The sequence below is a fragment of the Chlorobaculum thiosulfatiphilum genome, from assembly GCF_006265165.1.
Classification (GTDB): Bacteria; Bacteroidota; Chlorobiia; order Chlorobiales; family Chlorobiaceae; genus Chlorobaculum; species Chlorobaculum thiosulfatiphilum.
In genome coordinates this window covers 41,849-61,917 of the sequence record NZ_VDCH01000009.1, presented here as the reverse complement: position 1 = coordinate 61,917, position 20,069 = coordinate 41,849, and the positions used below count along the sequence as shown (strand labels likewise).

At 55.8% G+C, this 20,069-nt stretch carries 17 protein-coding genes and 2 tRNA genes; 5 read left to right on the top strand and 14 right to left on the bottom strand.

Annotated elements, in window-relative coordinates:
- Positions 1-24: 24 nt before the first annotated feature.
- Positions 25-372 carry a hypothetical protein gene (locus FGF66_RS06005; protein WP_170181242.1) on the bottom strand — a complete coding sequence of 116 codons (348 nt, stop codon included), beginning with the start codon at positions 370-372 and terminating at the stop codon, positions 25-27.
- A 289-nt stretch (positions 373-661) separates the two neighbouring features.
- Here FGF66_RS06005 and FGF66_RS05995 point away from each other — a divergent pair, with 289 nt between their 5' ends.
- Complete coding sequence (locus tag FGF66_RS05995; protein WP_139456787.1) at positions 662-1,561, top strand: KpsF/GutQ family sugar-phosphate isomerase; 900 nt, start codon at positions 662-664, stop codon at positions 1,559-1,561.
- Between the two features lie 390 nt (positions 1,562-1,951).
- Here the strand turns inward: FGF66_RS05995 and FGF66_RS05985 are convergent, their stop codons facing one another.
- The 5 genes from FGF66_RS05985 to gatA form a co-directional block, all read right to left on the bottom strand.
- The gene (locus tag FGF66_RS05985) at positions 1,952-2,878 is read right to left on the bottom strand and encodes a TIR domain-containing protein (RefSeq protein WP_139456764.1); all 927 of its coding nucleotides are present in this window, start codon (positions 2,876-2,878) and stop codon (positions 1,952-1,954) included.
- Positions 2,879-3,125: 247 nt separating this feature from the next.
- Positions 3,126-3,377 (bottom strand): DUF2442 domain-containing protein, encoded by a 252-nt coding sequence (locus tag FGF66_RS05975; protein ID WP_139456786.1) that lies wholly within the window; start codon positions 3,375-3,377, stop codon positions 3,126-3,128.
- Between the two features lie 5 nt (positions 3,378-3,382).
- Positions 3,383-3,652 carry a DUF4160 domain-containing protein gene (locus tag FGF66_RS05970; protein WP_139456762.1) on the bottom strand — a complete coding sequence of 90 codons (270 nt, stop codon included), beginning with the start codon at positions 3,650-3,652 and terminating at the stop codon, positions 3,383-3,385.
- A 197-nt stretch (positions 3,653-3,849) separates the two neighbouring features.
- Positions 3,850-4,752, bottom strand: a complete 903-nt coding sequence (gene sucD / locus FGF66_RS05965; RefSeq protein ID WP_139456761.1) for a succinate--CoA ligase subunit alpha — start codon at positions 4,750-4,752, stop codon at positions 3,850-3,852.
- A 36-nt stretch (positions 4,753-4,788) separates the two neighbouring features.
- On the bottom strand, positions 4,789-6,234 hold the full coding sequence (gatA, locus tag FGF66_RS05960; RefSeq protein WP_139456760.1) for an Asp-tRNA(Asn)/Glu-tRNA(Gln) amidotransferase subunit GatA: 1,446 nt from the start codon (positions 6,232-6,234) through the stop codon (positions 4,789-4,791).
- Positions 6,235-6,490: 256 nt separating this feature from the next.
- On the opposite strand from gatA, the gene FGF66_RS05955 reads away from it, so the two are divergent.
- Both FGF66_RS05955 and bamA read left to right on the top strand, forming a co-directional pair.
- Entirely contained in the window at positions 6,491-7,282 is a 792-nt protein-coding gene (locus FGF66_RS05955) for an isoprenyl transferase (RefSeq protein WP_139456759.1), read from the top strand.
- Positions 7,283-7,325: 43 nt separating this feature from the next.
- The gene (bamA, locus tag FGF66_RS05950) at positions 7,326-9,830 is read left to right on the top strand and encodes an outer membrane protein assembly factor BamA (protein WP_139456758.1); all 2,505 of its coding nucleotides are present in this window, start codon (positions 7,326-7,328) and stop codon (positions 9,828-9,830) included.
- Positions 9,831-9,929: 99 nt separating this feature from the next.
- On the opposite strand, the gene FGF66_RS05945 is transcribed toward bamA, so the two are convergent.
- The 7 genes from FGF66_RS05945 to rpsT form a co-directional block, all read right to left on the bottom strand.
- Positions 9,930-10,547 (bottom strand): bifunctional nuclease family protein, encoded by a 618-nt coding sequence (locus FGF66_RS05945; protein WP_139456757.1) that lies wholly within the window; start codon positions 10,545-10,547, stop codon positions 9,930-9,932.
- 193 nt (positions 10,548-10,740) lie between these two features.
- A tRNA-Leu gene (locus FGF66_RS05940) sits at positions 10,741-10,822 on the bottom strand.
- Between the two features lie 38 nt (positions 10,823-10,860).
- A tRNA-Lys gene (locus tag FGF66_RS05935) sits at positions 10,861-10,933 on the bottom strand.
- A 289-nt stretch (positions 10,934-11,222) separates the two neighbouring features.
- Positions 11,223-12,512 carry a transcription termination factor Rho gene (gene rho, locus FGF66_RS05930; protein WP_139456756.1) on the bottom strand — a complete coding sequence of 430 codons (1,290 nt, stop codon included), beginning with the start codon at positions 12,510-12,512 and terminating at the stop codon, positions 11,223-11,225.
- A 292-nt stretch (positions 12,513-12,804) separates the two neighbouring features.
- Positions 12,805-14,112, bottom strand: a complete 1,308-nt coding sequence (locus tag FGF66_RS05925; protein ID WP_170181241.1) for a bifunctional folylpolyglutamate synthase/dihydrofolate synthase — start codon at positions 14,110-14,112, stop codon at positions 12,805-12,807.
- A gap of 7 nt (positions 14,113-14,119) precedes the next feature.
- On the bottom strand, positions 14,120-14,725 hold the full coding sequence (gene ruvA / locus FGF66_RS05920; RefSeq protein ID WP_139456755.1) for a Holliday junction branch migration protein RuvA: 606 nt from the start codon (positions 14,723-14,725) through the stop codon (positions 14,120-14,122).
- Positions 14,726-14,851: 126 nt separating this feature from the next.
- Positions 14,852-15,130: a 30S ribosomal protein S20 gene (gene rpsT, locus FGF66_RS05915; protein ID WP_139456754.1), complete on the bottom strand. Its 279-nt coding sequence runs from the start codon at positions 15,128-15,130 to the stop codon at positions 14,852-14,854.
- A gap of 208 nt (positions 15,131-15,338) precedes the next feature.
- Here rpsT and glmM point away from each other — a divergent pair, with 208 nt between their 5' ends.
- The gene (gene glmM / locus FGF66_RS05910) at positions 15,339-16,766 is read left to right on the top strand and encodes a phosphoglucosamine mutase (protein ID WP_139456753.1); all 1,428 of its coding nucleotides are present in this window, start codon (positions 15,339-15,341) and stop codon (positions 16,764-16,766) included.
- Positions 16,767-16,770: 4 nt separating this feature from the next.
- Entirely contained in the window at positions 16,771-18,600 is a 1,830-nt protein-coding gene (locus FGF66_RS05905; protein WP_139456752.1) for an ABC transporter ATP-binding protein, read from the top strand.
- A 159-nt stretch (positions 18,601-18,759) separates the two neighbouring features.
- Here FGF66_RS05905 and FGF66_RS05900 read toward each other — a convergent pair whose 3' ends face one another.
- A complete protein-coding gene (locus tag FGF66_RS05900; RefSeq protein WP_139456751.1) occupies positions 18,760-20,025 on the bottom strand; it encodes an ABC transporter permease in 1,266 nt (421 codons plus the stop codon).
- Positions 20,026-20,069: the final 44 nt, after the last annotated feature.

The following is a 20,069-nucleotide window of genomic DNA, read 5'->3' as shown; positions in this document are numbered from 1 at the left end:
GCGGGTTGGCTGGAAGTCGCGCTGTCAGCTCTTGCCGGTCGCCGGGCCGGTCGAGCCGTTGGTTTTCGCTGCGTCCGCTTTCTGCTGCCGGACGGCGTCCATATCGAGCTGGAACTTGCCATCCTTCTGGATGACGGGAATCTTGGAGATCACCTCACGCAGATGCGCCTGCGCCTCGGCCTGCTGCTGCTTCATCTTTTCAAGCTCGTCGCCCGTCAGGCCGACCGGATTGTCCTTGTCGATCAGGCTATCCTTGAACGATTCGATCTCCATGTTCTGCTCCATCTTCATGTAATTGACAAACCTGGAGAGAAAATACACGAGCAGAAAAAAGACCGACAGCGCAAATCCGAGAATTAAAATCCAGCTCATAATCCGCAGGTTGTGGTTAGCGTGAACAGTTTCCGAGAACATTGCGGAGCCGCCGCCTCATCAATCGATTGCTCGCGACAAAGAGGCGCTTCCGGCCCGGAGTTTGAAAATATCATGAATTTTCCAGATTATAGCGCTGAATATCGGATTAAAAAATGAATATTTCCTGCTTTTGGCGGCGAACCCGATTGCCGCTGCCGAAACCATACCAGCGACGATGAAAGAACACGCAACCACCATGCGGGAGGGCAAGAGCATCCTTCTGCAGGAAGCCGACGCCATTCGCCTGATGAGCGAGCGGCTGGACGAAAACTTTTCCAGAGCGGTCGAACTGATGCTCGACTGCGCGGGCAAAATCATCATCTCCGGCATGGGCAAGTCGGGCATCATCGGCCAGAAGATTGCGGCGACATTGTCCTCGACCGGCACGACGGCGATTTTCCTCCATCCGGCGGAAGCGGCGCACGGCGATCTCGGCGTGGTTTCGGAGGGCGACACGGTCATCTGCCTCTCCAAAAGCGGCATGACCGAAGAGCTGAACTTCATCCTGCCGGCGCTCCGGGAGCGGAAGGCAACCATCATTGCCTTCACCGGCAACCCGCGCTCGTACCTGGCGATGAACGCCGACGTGGTGCTCGACACCGGCATCGATCAGGAGGCGTGCCCGTACGACCTCGCGCCGACCAGCTCGACCACGGCGATGCTCGCGATGGGCGACGCGCTAGCGATTTGCCTGATGAAAAAGAAAAACTTCACCGACCAAGAGTTCGCCCTCACCCACCCGAAAGGCTCACTCGGCAAGCAACTGACGATGCGCGTCGGCGACGTCATGGCCGCCGGAGAGGCGCTTCCCATCGTCAGCGAGGATTCGACCATCTCCGACCTCATCCTCGAAATGACCTCCAAACGCTACGGCGTCAGTGGCGTGGTCGATGCAGAGGGACGCTTGACCGGCATCTTCACCGACGGCGACTTGAGACGATTGGTGCAGACCGGCGAGTCATTCCTCGACAAGAAAGCCGCAGAGGTGATGACCCCCAACCCGAAAACCGTCTCAGCCGAAATGATGGCCAAAGCCTGCCTCGAACTCCTCGAAACCTGGCGAATCACCCAACTCATGGTGTGCGACAAAGAGAAGTGCCCCGTGGGTATTGTGCATATTCACGATCTCGTGACGCTGGGGTTGTAGAATATTTGGGGAAAGGACGAGAAGGACTAAAAGGGACAAAAAGGACATTTCATAGAAATCAAGTTTTTCAGCGATTTTCACCCTGCTGTCCCTGACGTCCTTGCTGTCCTTTTCAAAACTCACGCTTCTACCAACGAGCTTTTCTCATACAAAAACTCAGGATCGAAATCCAGCTCATTTGCCCACTGGATAGAATCAAAAGAGGTTCTTACCAAATTGAATAATGAAACATCTTTCAACTCCGAGTATTTGCCGACCTTCAAAAAAGGCTATACATCAAAGACACGATTCTCATCATTCTCAAATTTCAGAAGCAACTGATAATCATCAAGTGGCTTGATCTGTATAACCGATAAATACATAATTTTTATAATCGACTTAATCTATATACTAACCATTAGGCGTTCGACCAAGTATTGCATCAAATCGCTTTTTCAAAAGCTGTTTTAGCTCCGTTATATTTTTATACTCCGGTACATTATGAACTGATAAGTCAAAATGCAGACTAGTTCCTTCCTTTCGATAGAGAATAGGACGTTTTCCTAATGCATGAGCATAACCAATTTCATAATAGACATTTGGTCGTTCTCCTGTCAAATCTGCGATTAAAAACTCCGATTGCGCTATATTAGCAAGAACTAAATCTGTTATCTTATCTTCATGTTGAATATCATCTGCTCTTAATGCCTGTATACCATAATTACTACACACCTCCTTGATTGCATTACACACATCATCTAATTCATGATGGTTGTGATCCATCCACATAAGAATAAACGCTGAATTCGGATTATAGTGCGGCACTTCAACTGATTGTCTCGATTGAATTGGTATCGCATCTTCTGGTACAGACTCAATCAATGAAATGGCTGTATCCATTGCAACAACAGCATCATTTTTTGCATCTTCCAGTGAGGAATAAACTTCAATATCACTTTTTCGATTATCCGATGAGAAAAGTCCTTGCATTTCGCTAGCTCGTATAGTAATCATTGATGGCATACTTTCCGGGTATGGCCGTTTATACGACATTTTTTTTATACACGCTTCAACACGCCTAAGGAGATAATATAAATATGTCTGATCATAGAGAAGATGGGGCAATATTTGAGACTTTAACAAGTTAAACCATTTTCTGATACTTGTAATAAGTGAATCTACTTCTATTCTCTTTTCTGTAGGCAGATCATCAAATTGATCAGCCCTATTATCTTCATTTACTGGCCATGAGTCAAGAAAAGCCTCGATTTCTGCTTTTAAAGAAATACCTTGATCATGCAATGCCCTGAGATATGGTTTTAATTCGACTGAATCCATTGCTATTATATTTTTCTTTTAGAATAATGTCAGATTACCATGACGCTACTTCCTTTTTTAATCTCTCACTCGAAATCGTTTTTCCTTCCCTGACAGCACTTTCGCCCTTCTTGACTTTATCGATCACATACAACTTGTACATAATCTCATCCAAATCCACATTTTCCGGCAATGCGGATATTACTTTGATTGCTTGCTGCTTTAGACTTTCCATAATTTCATTCTTTTTTTAAACCGAAAAAACGCCTTAGGCACTTTGTCTCGCTGATTTTACAGAATCAAGATACAAAGTATCGGGACAAATATCCTGCTCGTTGGGCCATGCGACGGTTCCGGCGATGACTGTCACTTTTTTAAAATAATCGACGTTTTTCAATTCCCGGAAGACACCAAAATCAAGCAGGTGCGTGCAATCGTATAGTCCGACTTCGCCGTTACTGAACTCAAGATGAAGCTTGTATCCATCCAGCGGAGTCACTTTTTTCACTCTCGGATTCATAGCCATTACCTCAATGGATCAATTTTATATGGTTGTTCTCCTGATATCGCCAACTCCCAGTCTGCCACCAGTTCATCCTGATGCAACTCTATCCACGCCTGCAGAAGTTTCATCTTTGATTTCGGAATGGCTCCATCGAGAATTTCTCCATCAGGAATCGAAACAATAACCTCGTCGTCCTGATACCTTACATGAATATGCGGCACATGATGCTGCCGGTTATCCTGAAAATACAGGTAAACAATCAGACCATAAAACATCGAAATCGATGGCATTGAAGTACCTCCGGGTTAAGCGTTTACACTGCTGCCTTCGCCGTGCTTTTTCGGGTTCAAAAACCACCTCAATATAGATACTTCGTCAGCAAATCTCACAATTCTCTAAAAGCGGACAATCCCCCACAACGCAAAAAAGGCTGCCCCGGATCGACACCGGAGCAGCCTCTTGCTACGATAATTTGTCAGCCCGGCTCTCAGGCTCTGCCGAGGGCTTTGAGCATGGTGATGCCGAGGTCGGCGGGGTTTTCGACGACGTGGATGCCGGCGGCTTCCATCGCCTTGATCTTCTCGTCGGCGGTGCCTTTGCCGCCCGAAACGATCGCGCCGGCGTGGCCCATGCGGCGGCCGGGAGGGGCGGTGCGGCCTGCAATGAAGCCAACGACCGGTTTCTTGAAGTACTTTTTGATGTACTCGGCAGCCTCCTCTTCGGCGGTGCCTCCGATTTCGCCGATCATGACGAGACCCTCTGTTTCGTCATCCTTGGCGAACATTTTGACCGCGTCGAGGAAGCGGGTACCGATGATCGGGTCGCCGCCGATGCCAATGCAGGTGGACTGGCCAAGGCCAACCTCGGTGAGCTGGTGCACCGCTTCGTAAGTCAATGTGCCGCTGCGCGAAACGACGCCGATGGTGCCCTTCTTGTGGATGAATCCGGGCATGATGCCAACTTTGGCTTCGCCGGGAGTGATGACGCCGGGACAGTTCGGGCCGACCAGCACCGCGCCTTTCTCCTGCACGTAGCTGTAGGCTTTCATCATGTCGTTGACCGGAATGCCTTCGGTGATGCAGATGATCACCTTCAGCCCGGCGGCGGCAGCCTCCATGATGGCGTCGGCGGCGAATGGCGCGGGCACGAAGATCACCGTCGCGTTGGCTTCGGCCTTGTCAACGGCATCCTGCACGGTGTCGAACACCGGAACGGGGCGGCAGAATTGATCTTTTTCGTTGCCGTTATAGAGAATACCGCCCTTGCCGGGAGTGACGCCAGCGACGACGTTGGTGCCGTATTCGAGAATCTGCGAGGTGTGGAAGGTTCCCTCTCCGCCGGTGATTCCCTGCACGACCAGACGGGTATCTTTATTGACCAGTACGCTCATAATCCCATAATCTTTTGAGGTGATGAAAAAAAGCCGTCAGTTCGACGGGACTGTCTGACACAAGGTCTGGAGATGGCGGGCAATGCCGAGCATCTTGCCCTCCTCGAAAAAGTTGCAGATCAGGTGGACGCCAACCGGCAGGCCGAGGCTGTCGAAGCCGACCGGCACGCTGATTGCGGGCATTCCCACGATGCTGGCCGGAACGGTAAAGACGTCGGCCAGGTACATTTCGAGCGGATTGTCCATCTTGTCGCCGATGCCGAATGGCGGGAAGGGCGAGGTCGGCCCGAAGATCACATCGACCTTCTCGAAGGCTTCGCGATATTTGTCTTGGAACACCCGGCGCACCTGTTGCGCTTTTTTGTAGTAGGTGTCGTAGTAGCCCGCCGAGAGCACGTAGGTGCCGAGCATGATGCGGCGCTTGACCTCCGCGCCGAACCCTTCGGTGCGCGAGTTGACGTACATGCTCGAAAGGTCGGGCGAGTCGGGCGAGCGATAGCCGTAGCGCGCGCCGTCGAAGCGAGCGAGGTTCGAGGAGGCTTCGGCGGTGACGAGAATGTAATACGCCGCGATGGCGTAATCGCTCTCCGGCAGATCGATCTCGACCAGCTCCGCGCCCGCCTCTTCGAGCTTTTTCAGCCCCGCCTTGACCACTCCGGCCACGTCGGCGTTCAAGCTCTCCGGGAAAAATGCGCGTGGTACTCCGATGCGCAACCCCTCGATAGAAACGTGATCCATCGTCGTATCGTACTCCGGAACATCGTGGTGTGACGAGGTCGCGTCGTGTTCGTCCTTTCCGGCGATGACGCCGAGCACGAGCGCCGCGTCGTCGCAGTTGGCGGCCAGCAGGCCGATCTGGTCAAAGGAGGAGGCGAAGGCCACCAAGCCGTAACGCGAAATGCGGCCATAGGTTGGCTTGAGGCCGACGATGTTGCAGAAGCCTGCGGGCTGGCGAACCGAGCCGCCGGTGTCGGAGCCGAGCGCCACCATCGCGAGGTCGCCAGCCACCGCCGCCGCCGAACCACCGGAGCTGCCGCCGGGAACGCGGGTTTTGTCGTAGGGATTGGGTACCGGGCCAATGGCGGAGTTCTCGTTGGAACTGCCCATCGCGAACTCGTCCATGTTGGTGCGACCGACGAAGATGGCGTCTTCGGCCAGCATACGCTCGATCACCGTGGCGTCATAGACGCTTTCGTAACCAGCGAGAATCTTCGAGGCGCAGGAGAGCGGCGCACCCTTCATCGAGATATTGTCCTTGATGGCGATCGGCATGCCGAACAGCTTGCCGGGTTCTTCGCCGCGCTGAAGCTTGTTGTCAAGCTCGCGGGCGCGAGCCATAGCCTCGTCATGAAATACGGCGGTAAAAATATTGTCGTCGCGACTGGATTCGATGCGCTGTAAATAATCTGTAATCACCTGCTCGCAGGTTAGCTCACCTGAGAGCAGTCTGGACCTGAGGTCCTGGTAACCATGAAACTGCACGTTTATTCGGCTGGATTGATGAAATTGAAGATCGTTCCTCTGCATGTTGCGGCGGGACAACAACTCCTGCGGGTAGAGGGCGCTGCCGGCCGGAAGAGTCCTGGAGGCTCTGCCGCCATTAAGTTTGTATAATAATAAATAACTGTCTATAATTCAATCTCATGGAGATTGCATGCTTCGAAGACAGCAACCTGTCCCGACCGAAAGCCGCAAGTTCCGATGGACAGCATCAACTCTTGGATTTTTCTACTCTTACATGCCTCAGTGGTTCACATCGAAATCCGATCCTGAAGATACCCGAATACAGGAAACGCTGAAATCATCCTGTGTGCTGCCCCGGCACATCGGCATCATCATGGACGGAAACGGCCGGTGGGCGAAAATGAAAGGGAAATCGCGTGTCGCAGGCCATGTGGCCGGCGTCGAATCGGTAAGAGATGTCGTCGAAGCCGCCAAGCAGCTCGGCATCGCAAATCTTACCCTGTTCACCTTTTCCATCGAGAACTGGAGAAGACCCAAGCTCGAAATCTCTGCGCTGATGAGGCTGCTCATCAAGGTGCTCCGGAAAGAGACGGCCCAGTTGCGCGACAACAATGTCCGGCTGGAGGTCATCGGCGATTTGAGCCTGGTTGGCAAGGATGTGCGTCAAACTATCGAAGAGACCAGTGCGCAGACCAGGCACAACCATCAACTGGTGCTGACCATCGCCCTGAGCTACAGCGGCAAATGGGACATCACCCATGCTTGTCAGAGCATCGCGCGTCAGGTCAGGACGGGTACGCTCGATCCCGAAACCATCGACGAAAATCTGTTCGCATCATTTCTGTCAACCGCCTCGATGCCTGACCCTGACCTGATGATACGAACCAGCGGGGAGTCCCGCATCAGCAACTTCATGCTCTGGCAAAGCGCCTATTCCGAGATCATTTTCACCGATACCCTTTGGCCCGATTTCCGCCGCAACGAACTCTATGAAGCCATCCGGGAGTTTCAGAAACGCGAACGGCGGTTTGGCCAGACAAGCGAACAATTAAAGAGCAATGAATAGATTTATCAAGCCGAACTGAACCACAGAACCTATCAGCCATTTCATGAAAACGACACCATTTCCACCAGACAGGTTATCAGCACTCCTGATCGTTCTGGCACTGGTCAATTTCCCCTCGTCTGCCGCCTCGGCAAAAGCGAAAGCAGCGCCTCAGGCTCCCGCCAGCGCAGCGTCAGCAGTCATGCCGCAAACACGCACGCTCACCGTCCGGGAAATAACCTTCCGCGGACTTCAGACCGTCAAGGAGGCTGAACTGCTCAAGAGCTTGCCTGTCAAGGTCAACGACCGGATCACCGTCCCCGGTCAGGAGATTCCCGGTGTGCTTCAATACCTGTGGAATCTGCAATATTTCAGCAATATCCAGATTGAGCAGACCGATCTGGGCAGCGGCAGCATCAAGCTGACCTTTGTCGTCACCGAGTTTCCGCTTCTCGAAAGCGTCGAGTTCCAGGGCAATCACAAGTTTAAAACGAAGGAGCTGCTGAACACGGCCAATCTGAACGTCGGACGGCGCGTCAGCAGCCAGGAGCTTTTGAACGCCGAGAACAGGATCGAAAAGCAGTACGCAGCAAAGGGCTATCTGACGGCAGGCGCGGAGTACCGCCTCCAGAGTACCGGCGACAACAGGGTCAAAGCTGTCTTTACCATTCAGGAAGGCAACAAGGTCGTCATCGAAAAGATCAGGTTCCACGGCAATGCAGCCTTCAAGGAGGGCAAACTCCGTGGCGTTCTCAAGGAGACCACGCAGAACTCGTGGTGGCGGAAGATTTTCGGACAGCCGAAACTCGACAAGGACAAGTTCGAAGAGGACAAGAACCTGCTGGTTGAATTCTATCGCGACAACGGCTATCGCGACGCACACATCGTCAAGGACACGATCACCTACACCGACGACAAGAAGGGGCTTATCCTCGATATTTACGTCGAAGAGGGGCCGAAATATCATATCAGAAATATCAGTTGGAGTGGCAACAACAAGGATTTCGCGACCACCGATATCCTCAACGCCACCTTCGGCATCAAGAACGGCGATCTGTACAGCGCCAAAAAGATCAACGAGCGCCTGAACTTTTCGCAGGATCATTCCGACGTGAGTTCCCTGTACCTCGACCGGGGATACCTCTCGTTCAGGGCGCAGCTCGAAGAACAGGTGGTGCAGCCGAACCAGGTCGATCTGGTCATCACCCTCACCGAAGGCGATCCCTACGCGCTGAACATCATCAACATCAAGGGCAATACCAAAACGAAGGATCACGTCATCCGGCGCGAACTCTATACCGTTCCGGGAGACACCTTCAGCCGGAAGAATGTCGTCAGAAGCATCAGGGAACTCTCCATGCTCAACTATTTCGACCCCGAAACCCTGACGCCGGACATCCAGCCGAACCAGAAAAACGATACGGTCGATCTGACCTACAACGTCACCGAGCGGCAGACCGATACGTTCAATGCCGCCATCGGTTACAGCGGATCGAGCGGCGGCACCGGCTCTCTTGGCCTGACCTTCAACAATTTCTCGTTCGCGGACCTCTTCAACCCGTCGGCGTACCGTCCCCTTCCACACGGCGATGGACAGCGCCTTGCCGTGCAATGGCAGTTCGGCTCGAACAACTACCGGACACTTTCGCTGTCGGCCAGCGATCCGTGGGCATTCGGCACTCATACCTCTTTAGGATTCACTGCCTTCAAAACCAAACAGAGCTACGACCTGATCGACGACGGCGTGGATGAAACCACGAAAACGATCGACCAGTACGGCGCCAACATCACCATCGGGCGAAGACTCACCTGGCCCGACGACTACTTCGCCATCAGCTGGCGCCTGGGCTACCTGCATACCAAGGGCGGTTTCGTGAGCTTCCTCAATGAAACGGGCGTACCTGAAGAGGCCGAGGAGTTCTCGATCACCCAGACCATCAGCCGGAACAGCATCGACAACCCGATCTATCCGCGTCACGGAAGCAAGAACGTCTTCACCGCGCAGATAGCCGGAGGCGTTCTGCCGGGAACGATCAACTTCTATAAACTGATCGGCACGTCAAGCTGGTTTTTCCCGGTATCGCGCGACCTGATCGTCAACGTCTCGGCGCAGCAGGGATACCTTGATACCTTCAGCGAAGACGACTACATCCCCTACACGAACTACTTCTACATGGGTGGCAGCGGCATGTCCTCCCTGCCGACCGTCCCGCTCCGGGGCTATCCCGACCACAGCCTTGGTCAGCAGTTCGATGGAGAAACCGACCTGTACGGCGGCAAAATCTACTCGAAGTTCACGACCGAGCTTCGCTACCCGCTGACGCTCAGCCCTTCGGCGAGCATCTACGCCTTGGTTTTTGCCGAAGCGGGCAACCTCTGGGCAGACGCATCGAGCTTCGACCTGACCGATCTGAAAAAATCGGCCGGCATCGGCCTGCGGCTCTATCTGCCGATCATCGGCCAGATCGGCATCGACTACGGTTATGGCTTTGACGCCATTCCATCCGAACCGGACAAAGGAGCGCAGGGCTGGAACTTCACCTTCTCGTTCGGACAGCCCAACGACTGATCCGGCCTCATCGTCAAACGGAAAAAGCCATGACTGCATCGATTACAGTCATGGCTTTTTTTATTGAGCCTGATGGATTCTTGCCGGTCGAACTTCCGATCACTCCTGGCTTTCGCCGCTCTGTTTGAGACGGGAAAGCTCATCCCTGATTCGCGCCGCTTCCTCGTAATCTTCGCGATTGATCGCCTCTTCGAGCTTCCGGTTCAGCTCCGCCGCAAGCGGCTCTCTCTTGACGGGTTCCGCTTCACCCTGATCTTCGACAAGCTCTTCGGCGGAAGCCTGCGCCTCTTCCTCCTCCTCTTTCTGCCGCTCCTCGACAATGCCCGCCTCGTTCATGATCTCTTCCGACACGAAGATAGGCGCACTGAAGCGAACCGCTATGGCGATGGCGTCGCTCGGCCTCGCGTCGATCTCATGCACCACGCCGCCCATCTCGCAGATCACTTTCGCATAAAAGGTTTCGTTATGAAGCTCATCGATAAAAACTTCATTGACATGAAGATCGAAGGCATCGGCAATCTGTTTGAACAGGTCATGAGTGAACGGACGGGGCGGTTTTATGTTCTCAAGCTTGAGGGCAATGGCCTGAGCCTCGAAACCTCCGATAATGATTGGCAGCTTGCGCTTGCCTTCGACTTCATAGAGAATTAAAGCGTAGGCGCCGTTGGTATGAGGACTCGTTGATAGTCCGAGAATATCCACCTGAAGTTTGTGCATGATTCGGGAACATTTATCGTTTCAGCGGGAGCGGAGTGATCCCTTGAGCCTTTAACGGAAAAGTACTGTTAAACATTTCTTGATCAAAGAAGTATGCTGCGACCAGCCCTCTCTGAACGTGGTTCTGTACGCTTGAGACCCGGTTCCGCCACGACAACAAAAAAGCCGCTTGATGCGGCTTTTTTGTTCTATGTGCCCGAGAGGAGATTCGAACTCCTACACCTAACGGCGCCACCCCCTCAAGATGGTGTGTCTACCAATTTCACCACTCGGGCATTTCGTCTTGTCGTTCAGGAAACAACAGTGCTTCCAGTGAGAATAGAAGGACTCGAACCTTCGACCCACTGCTTAAAAGGCAGTTGCTCTACCGACTGAGCTATATTCTCAACCAAGCTCTTGGCTCAATAAAAGCCTACTTGTTCTGGTACCTCAAACGCTTCTTGTGCCTGTTCTTACGGCGCATCTTCTTGCGTTTGTGCACGGCCATTTTATGGCGTTTTCTTTTTTTTCCGCAGGGCATGAATGTTCAATCTTTCCTGTGTTTTAGAAGGCAGGTAATATAGGGCATCGGCTCTATTTCACCAAAAAAAAAATGCGGGTGAATAATTTTTCCCCGGTAGCTGCTTTTGATCCGACAAATCGGACTGATTCGTCCGTTTTGTCGGATCACGCGAATCAGGCGTTCATGTACTTGAAGAATTCCTTGTTGTCCTTGGTTTCGACGATCTTTTCGCGCATGAACTCCATGCACTCGATCGGGTTCTTGTCGCCGAGGTACTTCCTGAGCAGCCAGGTGCGCGACAGCTCCTCCTGAGTGAACAGCAGCTCCTCCTTGCGGGTTCCCGAGCGGAGAATGTCGATGGCCGGAAAGATTCTGCGCTCCGAAAGACGGCGATCGAGCAAAAGCTCCATGTTGCCTGTGCCCTTGAACTCTTCGAAAATGACGTCGTCCATGCGGGAGCCGGTTTCGACCAGCGCCGTGGCCATGATGGTCAGGCTGCCCCCCTCTTCAATGTTTCGGGCCGCGCCGAAAAAGCGCTTCGGCTTGGTCAGGGCGTTAGCGTCGATACCGCCGGAGAGAATCTTGCCGGAGTGCGGGATGATGGTGTTGTGAGCGCGGGCCAAGCGAGTGATGGAGTCGAGCAGGATCACCACGTCGTGGCCGACCTCGACCAGCCTCTTCGCTTTTTCGAGCACCATGTCGGCCACCTGCACGTGGCGCTCCGGATCCTCGTCGAAGGTCGAACTGACCACCTCCGCCTCCACGCTGCGAGCCATGTCGGTCACCTCCTCGGGGCGCTCGTCGATAAGCAGCACGATGAGATAGACCTCCGGGTGATTCTTGATGATAGCGTTGGCGATCATCTGCAACAGAATGGTTTTACCGGTCTTCGGCTGGGCGACGATCAGGCCGCGCTGGCCCTTGCCGATGGGGGTGAAAATATCCATGATGCGCCCGGAGTACTCGTTCTGGCGGGTTTCGAGCTTGAGGCGGGAATGAGGAAAAAGCGGCGTCAGATTCTCGAAGAAAGGACGCTCGCGGGTCACTTCCGGGTCCTTGCCATTGATGGTGTTGATCTTCAGCAAAGCGAAAAAGCGCTCACCCTCCTTCGGCGCCCTGACCTGACCCGAAACGGTGTCGCCGGTGCGCATGTTGAAACGCTTGATCTGCGAGGGTGAAACGTATATGTCGTCGGGGGAGGAGAGGTAATTGTAGTTCGATGAGCGCAGGAAACCGTACCCTTCAGGAATAACCTGCAATACACCGGTATTGACCATCACCTGTCCGCTTTCGGGATCAGGGTTTTTCAGGGACTGAGCCTCGATGATCTTGTAGATCAGCTCCTCCTTCCGAAAACCGGCGGTAATCACGCCAAGCTCTTTGGCTATGGCATTGAGTTCATAAACCTTTTTCTTCTGGAGTACATTGATGTCCAGGCCTTTGGATACCGAATTGTTCGACATTGTTGATTGGTCAACGCTTAATGGTTAAGTATGCAGTAAAAGAACTGCCTCATGCGTAATCACTGAGGAGAAACAACGGAGAATCATCGTCGATGGCCGCCGGATATGGTGAGCAACACCCTCGATCCTGTAGAAAGCGACATGAAAATGAGAAAAGAAGCCGTATGAGGTAAGATGGTATGTATTGAAACCGGTATTTACCAGGAGAAGCGCCAGCGGAAGGCTCCTGCCTTGGCTGGATAATCTCAGAGGTCAACACGAATATAAAATTTTTTATGTAAAAACAGATGAATCATATCGCTCCGGCGGATGCCCGGGCCGAACGGAACCGCTCCATCGCCGCCACCGCTCCTGCCAGATAGAACGAGCCGGTCACAAGAATCATATCCTCATGCTCGGCTCTCCCGTCGAGAAACTCAAGAGCCTCGGCGACCGTGCTGCGCGAGCTGACGTGCTGCGCTCCCGCCTCCGCGCACAACCGCTCCAGCTCCGCCGCCGGAAGGCTCCGCTCCGTCGGCAGCTCCACGGCGACGATTTCGTCGGCGACCGGGGCGATGTGATGGACGATACCGGCAGCATCCTTGTCGGCTGCGACGCCGATAATTACGTAGAGAAAACGGAAGCAGTTCCGAAGCTCCAGAATCGACTGCGCGGTTTTTTGCATCCCTTCCGGATTGTGGGAGACATCGAGCATCACCACAGGCTTGTCGGCAATGCGTTCGAGCCGCGCCCGGTAGCCGAAAGCGCCGAGCCGCGGAAGTCCCGTCTCGATATGCTCCCACGAAACGCCGAGCGAGCGCGCGGCCATGATGGCGAGGCAAACGTTCGGCGCATGGAACGAGCCGGTCAGCGCAGCCCGAATCTGCCGCGGCTCGCCGCCTTCGAGCGAGATGCGCAGTGCGAGCGCGCCCAGACAAACCTCCTCCACCGACCACTCTGCCTCGCGCTCGACCTGGTGCAGCTCCGCGCCTGCCGCTTCGACGGCCTCGCGGATCGGCGCGAACGCCTCGCCCGCTTCCGGCACGGCGGTGAACACGCGCGAGCCCGGCTTGATGATCGCGGCTTTCTCGGTGGCAATCTCGCGAAGGCTCCCGCCGAGCCACTCGGTGTGATCCATGCCGATGCTCGGGATGATCACGATGTCGGACTGCACGACATTGGTCGCGTCGAGCCGTCCTCCCATGCCGGTTTCGATCACCGCGGCATCGACTCCTTCGTCGGCGAAAAAGGCGAAAGCCATCGCCGTGGTCGCCTCGAAAAAGGTCGCGCCCGTCTCGATTACCGCCGGTTGCATCTTCCCGCAATAGTCGGCGACTTGCTGCTGGCTTATCTGCTGGCCGTCGATGCGAATCCGCTCCGTGAAATCGACCAGGTGCGGCGAGGTGAACAGGCCGGTTTTGCGGCCAGACGCTTTGAAAATCGAGGCCACGCACGAAGCGACCGTGCCCTTGCCGTTGGTTCCGGCGATATGCACGATTGTGCCGAGCTTTCGCTCCGGATGGCCGAGCGCGTCGAGCAGCGCCTCGATGCGTTCGAGGCCGGGTTTGATGCCGAAGCGGTGAAGGGGGAACAGGAAATCGATAGCTTGCTGGTAATCCACGGTCGCCTCAGGAGTTGTTGTGAATGGCAGTCAGCGCGGCCCTGACCAGCTCTTCGACCGACAGCGCAGGCGATGATTCCAGAACGCCGGAAACAGCTTTCTGAGCCGTCTGCCTCGGGAAACCGAGAGTCATGAGCGCCGCCAGGGCATCTTCGTTCAACTGGATGGCGTGAGGCTCGCCTGCCGTTTTGCCGCTCGCCGCTGGCTGGATTTTGAGAATCTTGTCCCGCAGTTCGAGGATGATGCGAGCCGCGGTTTTCTTGCCCACGCCGGTGATGCCGTAGAGCGTTTCCGGACGGTTCGCGACGATCGCCTCCTGGACTTCACCCACGCTGAGGCCCGAAAGCACGGCCATCGCGAGCTTCGGCCCCACGCCACTGATGGTGAGCAGCAGCCGGAAAAGCTGAAGTTCCTCCTCGTCGAGAAAACCGAAAAGCTGCTGAAGGTCCTCGCGGACATGGTGATGGGTAAAGAGACGAACCTGGCTCCCCTCCGAAGGAAGACGGCGGCTCGTTCCGGACGAGATGTGCAGCAGGTACCCGATGCCGGATACCTCGACAACCACCTCCTCGCGGGAAGCCGTTACCAGCTCACCTCTCAAAAATGCGAACATGATGAATGGGATGGACGATACCCGGCTTGCAGCCTTTTTGCGCCATCAAGGCGCCGGTTGCTGACCGGGTATGACTGAATATGAAGCATTGCCCGCTCGCGCGGTACGCTTGCGGAAGCCCGATGATCAGCCGACCGTCGGCGTGTAGTTGTTGAGCGCCTTCGTCAACTGGGCTTTCTTGCGCGACGCCTTGTTGGCGTGAATGTAACGCTTGACGCCAAGTCTGTCGAGCTTCTGCACGGCTGCGCGGTATGCCGCCTCGACTTCGCTCTTCTGGGCGTTGGCATCGATCAGCTTCTGCATGTTCTTCAAAACGCCCTTGAGTTCTTTTTTACGGGCACGGTTCCGTTCATTCCTGCGCGCTGCCTGTCTGAGTCTTTTTTCGGCTGATTTGTGTAGAGGCATAACCTTGTGCTGTTATAATATCTTGTTAAGAGTGTGCGGTATCCGCAACAAAAGGCATGTAATATACGAACCTGCCTCGAAAATTAAAAAATATCGACACAAATTATTGACGGAATCCGCCAGACTGGTGACCGGGCTTCGGCGGTTTTTTATGTATATTCCCGCAACAAAACGGTAACTCCTTCTCAATCCTCAACATTTCCTGCCAATGAGCTTGATGATCAGCGTCTCCGGCATCCGCGGCGTGGTCGGCAAGAGCCTCACCCCGGAAAACCTCACGGCATTCACGATGGCCTTCGCCACTTGGGTCAAGCGGCGAAAACAGGCGCTGAATCCCGGATCGCAGTCCAAACCGAAAATCGTCATCGGCAGGGACAGCCGACCGACCGGCGGCGTCATCACCGGGCTGGTCTCGAATACCCTCGCGCTCTGCGGCTGTGATGTGGTCGATGTCGGCATGACCACCACGCCGACCGTCGAGATCGCCACCGCCGGCGAAGGAGCCGACGGCGGGCTGATCGTCACCGCCTCGCACAATCCCGTCGAGTGGAACGCCCTGAAAATGCTCAACGAGAAAGGGGAGTTCATGAACGCCTCCGACGTCGAGGAGCTGCTCGCTATCGTAGAAAAAGGCTCGTTCGACTCCGCCCGATGGGACGAGATCGGCTCGCTGACGGCAAACGGATCGTGGGACGCGGTGCATATCGAGCGAATCCTGAAGCTCTCCTGCCTCGACCGCGACCTGATCAAAAGCATGAACTTCCGGGTACTGATCGACGCCGTCGAGGGGGCGGGATCGTTCATCGTGCCGGAGCTGTGCCGCAAGCTCGGCATCACGGAGATCAAAACGCTCGCCTGCGAAGGCACGGGCATCTTTCCGCGCAACCCGGAACCGGTCGAGCAGAACCTGCGCCAGACGATGGAGATTCTCGCCCGCGAGAGCTGCGACCTCGGCATCATCGTCGATCCCGACGCCGATCGACTCGCGCTGGTGTGCCAAGACGGCACGCTCTTCGGCGAAGAATACACGCTGGTCGCCTGCGCCGATTTCTACCTCAAGCACCACAAAGGGCCGGTGGTCAACAACCTTTCGAGCAGCCGCGCCCTGCGGGACATCGCCCGCAAGCACGAGGTCGAGTGCTTCAGCGCCAAAGTCGGCGAGGCCAACGTGACCGAGGTAATGAAGGAGAAGGGGGCGGCGATCGGCGGCGAGGGCAACGGCGGCGTCATTTTGCCGGAGCTGCACTACGGGCGCGACGCGCTTGCCGGAATCGCGCTCTTCATCCAGGCCTTCGCCGAATGGAAATCCGAGACGGGCGGTACGCTTTCGGGATTCCGCAAAACCTTCCCCGACTACTTCATGTCAAAGAAAAAGGTCGAGCTTGAAAAATTGACGAAAGAGGCGCTCGGCACGATTTTCGACACGGTGGCCGCAAACCATCCCGAAGCGGAGTGCAACCGGCTCGACGGTCTCAAGCTCGACTTCGCGGCGGGCTGGGCGCACCTTCGCCCCTCGAACACCGAGCCGATTGTCCGTATTTACACCGAAGCCTCGACGCAAGAGGAGGCCGACGCCCTTGCCGCGAGCTTCATCGAAGAGATCGCAACCGTGGCGGCCAGTTTGACCGAGGGCTGACGGCATGAGAATGGGAGCAGGCGCGGCATCAGGATTCCACACACAGCAGGACGAAACCCTTGGCAATCGTAAAAAGGGTTCGGTTGACCGCTACATCATCAAGCGGCTTCTCGGCTACATCAAGCCCTTCAAGGGGCTAGTCGCGGGCGCGGTGGCGCTGACCGCCTTCGGCGCCATTTTGACGCCGCTGCGCCCCTGGCTGACCCGCATCGCCATCGACGACCACATCGCCACGGGAGACCACAAGGGCCTCGCCGTCGTCAGTCTCCTCATGCTGCTCGTGATCGTGCTCGACGGCGTCAAGCAGTACGCCGCCACCTGGCTGACGCAGCTCATCGGCCAGAAAGCGGTCTATGCCATCCGCCTCGACATCTTCCGCCACTTGCAGCGCCTGCCGATCCGCTACTTCGACCGCAATCCGGTTGGCCGCATCATCACCCGCACCACCAACGACGTCGAGGCGCTCAACGAAATGCTCTCCAGCGGCCTCATCACCATCATCGGCGACGTCTTACAACTGCTCTTCATCGTAGCGATGATGCTGCTGACCGACTGGCGGCTGACGCTCGTCGTGCTGAGCATTTTGCCGGTCATGATCTACTCGACCATTTTTTTCAAGGACAGGGTGCGCCAGGCGTTCCTCGATGTCCGGACGCATCTGGCGAGGCTCAACTCCTTTTTTCAGGAGCACATCACCGGCATGAAGGTGGTGCAGCTCTTCTCGCGCGAGGAGGCCGAGTTCCGGAAACACTCCGCCATCAACGCCGACCACCGCGACGCCAACATCAAGACGGTGCATTATTTTTCGATCTACTTCCCCTTGATCGAGTTTCTCAGCTCGGCGGCGGCGGGTTTGGTGGTGTGGTTCAGCGCAACGCGGATCATGCAGGCCGATCTTTCGGTGGGCGTGGTGGTGTCGTTCGTGCAGTTCATCTGGCTCTTCTTCCGCCCGTTGCAGCACCTCTCCGACCGCTTCAACATCATGCAGACCGCCGTCACCAGCTCAGACCGCATCTTCCGCCTGCTCGAAGAGCCGCTCGATCCGGAGCCGTCAGAGAATGCCAGAACGATCACCGCGTTTCGGGATCGCATCGAATTCGACAAGGTGTGGTTCTCTTACGACGAAAATCACTGGGTGCTGCGCGACATTTCGCTGGAGATCAAGGCGGGAGAAACCGTGGCCATCGTCGGCGCAACCGGCAGCGGCAAAACCACGCTCATCAACATTCTTTCGCGGTTTTACCCCTACGCGAAGGGTTCGGTGACGATTGACGGTATCGAGCTGAGAGACATTCCCGGCCACGATTTGCGCAAGCTCGTGGGCGTGGTGATGCAAGATGTGGTGCTCTTCGCCGGTTCGATCCGCGAGAATCTCAGCTTCGGCGATCCCTCGATTTCGGACGAAACGATTCGCGAGGCGGCCAGTATCGTGGGCGCGAACCGCTTCATCGAAAAGCTGCCGGGCGGCTACGACTACCGCATCCGCGAAAACGGTTCGGGACTCTCGGCGGGCCAGAAGCAGCTCCTCGCCTTCGTGCGGGCGCTGCTCTACGACCCGGACATTCTCGTGCTCGACGAAGCCACCAGCTCGGTCGATACCGAAACCGAGTCGCTCATCGAACAGGCCACCGACCGGCTGATGAAGCACCGCACCTCGATCATCATCGCCCACCGGCTCTCGACGATCCAGCATGCCGACAAGATCGTGGTGCTGCACAAAGGCACCATCCGCGAAACCGGCACCCACCAGGAACTCCTCGCCCAGCGAGGGTTGTACTACAAGCTGTATTTATTGCAGCACCCGGAGCGCAGCAGGCTGGAAGAGGCGGGGTGAAGTATAGGATAGTTGGGACTTATGGGACTTTTGGGACGAGTGGGACTTTTGGGAGGAAGAGAAAAGTGGATCGTTTTTTCTTCTTAGTTCTTGTTGTCCCAATAGTCCCATAAGCCCCACTCGTCCCACAGCACCAAACTCCGCACCAACCCCAAAGCCTCAAAGATTGCTCTCCCGCAGCACCGTCACCGGCTCCAGGCGGGCGGCGCGGAGCGAGGGGATCGCGGCGGCGATGGTGCTGATGATGACCGTCACGACGATGACGAAGAAAAAGTACCAGGGGTTCCACGACATGCTGAAGCCGCTTTTGGTCAGCGGCCCCTGCGAGCTTTCGATCTGCAAGCTGGCCAGAAACCCGATTGAGCCGGTCGCCATGAGGCCTCCGGCGAGCGCGCCGCCGAGGCCGACCAGAAACCCCTCGAAAACGAACAGCCCCACCATCTGCGCCGACGAAAAGCCGAACGACTTCATGATGGCGATGTCGCGGCTCTTCTCGAAAACCGTCGTCACGAGGATATTTGCCACGCCGAAGCCCGACACCACGCCAACGAAACCCACGAGCGACAGCACGATGGAGCCGATCCGCTTGAAGAGCACCAACACGCTCTCATTCTCCTCCTGCCAAGTCATGCAACGGTAGCCGGTTATGCGCTCAAGCTCGTCGGCCAGCGGCGCGTCGTCGAGCGGGTCGGCAACCTTCAGCGAAATGCCGGTAACCTTGTTGGGCGGCAGCCCCTCGACAATCTGGCCGAGCTTGAGCGACGAAAGGATCGTGTTATCGACGGCGTTGATGCCGGTGAAAAAAATTCCGGCAACCTTGCCCTGGCGGCTGCGGCCGTCGGACGAAATGATGGTGATCTGGTCGTTCAGCTCCACGCCAAGATCGGTGGCGACGGAACGCCCGACCAAAAGGGCATCGGGAGTTTTCCGGAACAGCACCAGATCGCCGGAAACGAGGTTGCGCCCGATGTGGCTGATGCGCTCTTCGCGGTCGATCTCCACTCCCCTGAGCAGCACCGGCTGGTTGCGGTTCCCCTTGACCGCCATGATCTGCGACTCGACGAAGGGCGAGGCGGCGGTGATCTTGCCGGAAAAGGCGGGCGAGGAAACAATTTCGAGAATTCGCCCGTAGTTGCGCACCTCATCGGATTCATCCCTGCCGATATTGTCCGCCACGAAAGCCCTCTTCGAGCCGGCAGCGTCGAACAGATTGGTCGGCACCGGATCGATCTTCTCGCCCTTGATGCGGATGTGTGGCGCGGCGTCGATGATGGTTTCGGTGAAGGAATCGAGCAGCCCCCTGGTGAGCGAGATGGTGGTGATGAGCACCATCGTGCTGACCGACACGGCAAGCATGGTGGTGAGCGTCTGGCGCTTGCGGCCGAGAATGTGCCTGACGGCTATATCGAACAGGGTTCTGAACATAAGGCGCAAACCGGACAAGCCCGAAAAAAGTTATGGGATATTTG

Coding starts and splice junctions, on each gene's coding strand:
- FGF66_RS06005 (WP_170181242.1), bottom strand. CDS start 372: ATGAGCTGGATTTTAATTCTCGGATTTGCGCTGTCGGTCTTTTTTCTG.
- FGF66_RS05995 (WP_139456787.1), top strand. CDS start 662: ATGAGCGAGCGGCTGGACGAAAACTTTTCCAGAGCGGTCGAACTGATG.
- FGF66_RS05985 (WP_139456764.1), bottom strand. CDS start 2,878: ATGGATTCAGTCGAATTAAAACCATATCTCAGGGCATTGCATGATCAA.
- FGF66_RS05975 (WP_139456786.1), bottom strand. CDS start 3,377: ATGAATCCGAGAGTGAAAAAAGTGACTCCGCTGGATGGATACAAGCTT.
- FGF66_RS05970 (WP_139456762.1), bottom strand. CDS start 3,652: ATGCCATCGATTTCGATGTTTTATGGTCTGATTGTTTACCTGTATTTT.
- sucD (WP_139456761.1), bottom strand. CDS start 4,752: ATGAGCGTACTGGTCAATAAAGATACCCGTCTGGTCGTGCAGGGAATC.
- FGF66_RS05955 (WP_139456759.1), top strand. CDS start 6,491: ATGCCTCAGTGGTTCACATCGAAATCCGATCCTGAAGATACCCGAATA.
- bamA (WP_139456758.1), top strand. CDS start 7,326: ATGAAAACGACACCATTTCCACCAGACAGGTTATCAGCACTCCTGATC.
- FGF66_RS05945 (WP_139456757.1), bottom strand. CDS start 10,547: ATGCACAAACTTCAGGTGGATATTCTCGGACTATCAACGAGTCCTCAT.
- rho (WP_139456756.1), bottom strand. CDS start 12,512: ATGTCGAACAATTCGGTATCCAAAGGCCTGGACATCAATGTACTCCAG.
- ruvA (WP_139456755.1), bottom strand. CDS start 14,725: ATGTTCGCATTTTTGAGAGGTGAGCTGGTAACGGCTTCCCGCGAGGAG.
- rpsT (WP_139456754.1), bottom strand. CDS start 15,130: ATGCCTCTACACAAATCAGCCGAAAAAAGACTCAGACAGGCAGCGCGC.
- glmM (WP_139456753.1), top strand. CDS start 15,339: ATGAGCTTGATGATCAGCGTCTCCGGCATCCGCGGCGTGGTCGGCAAG.
- FGF66_RS05905 (WP_139456752.1), top strand. CDS start 16,771: ATGAGAATGGGAGCAGGCGCGGCATCAGGATTCCACACACAGCAGGAC.
- FGF66_RS05900 (WP_139456751.1), bottom strand. CDS start 20,025: ATGTTCAGAACCCTGTTCGATATAGCCGTCAGGCACATTCTCGGCCGC.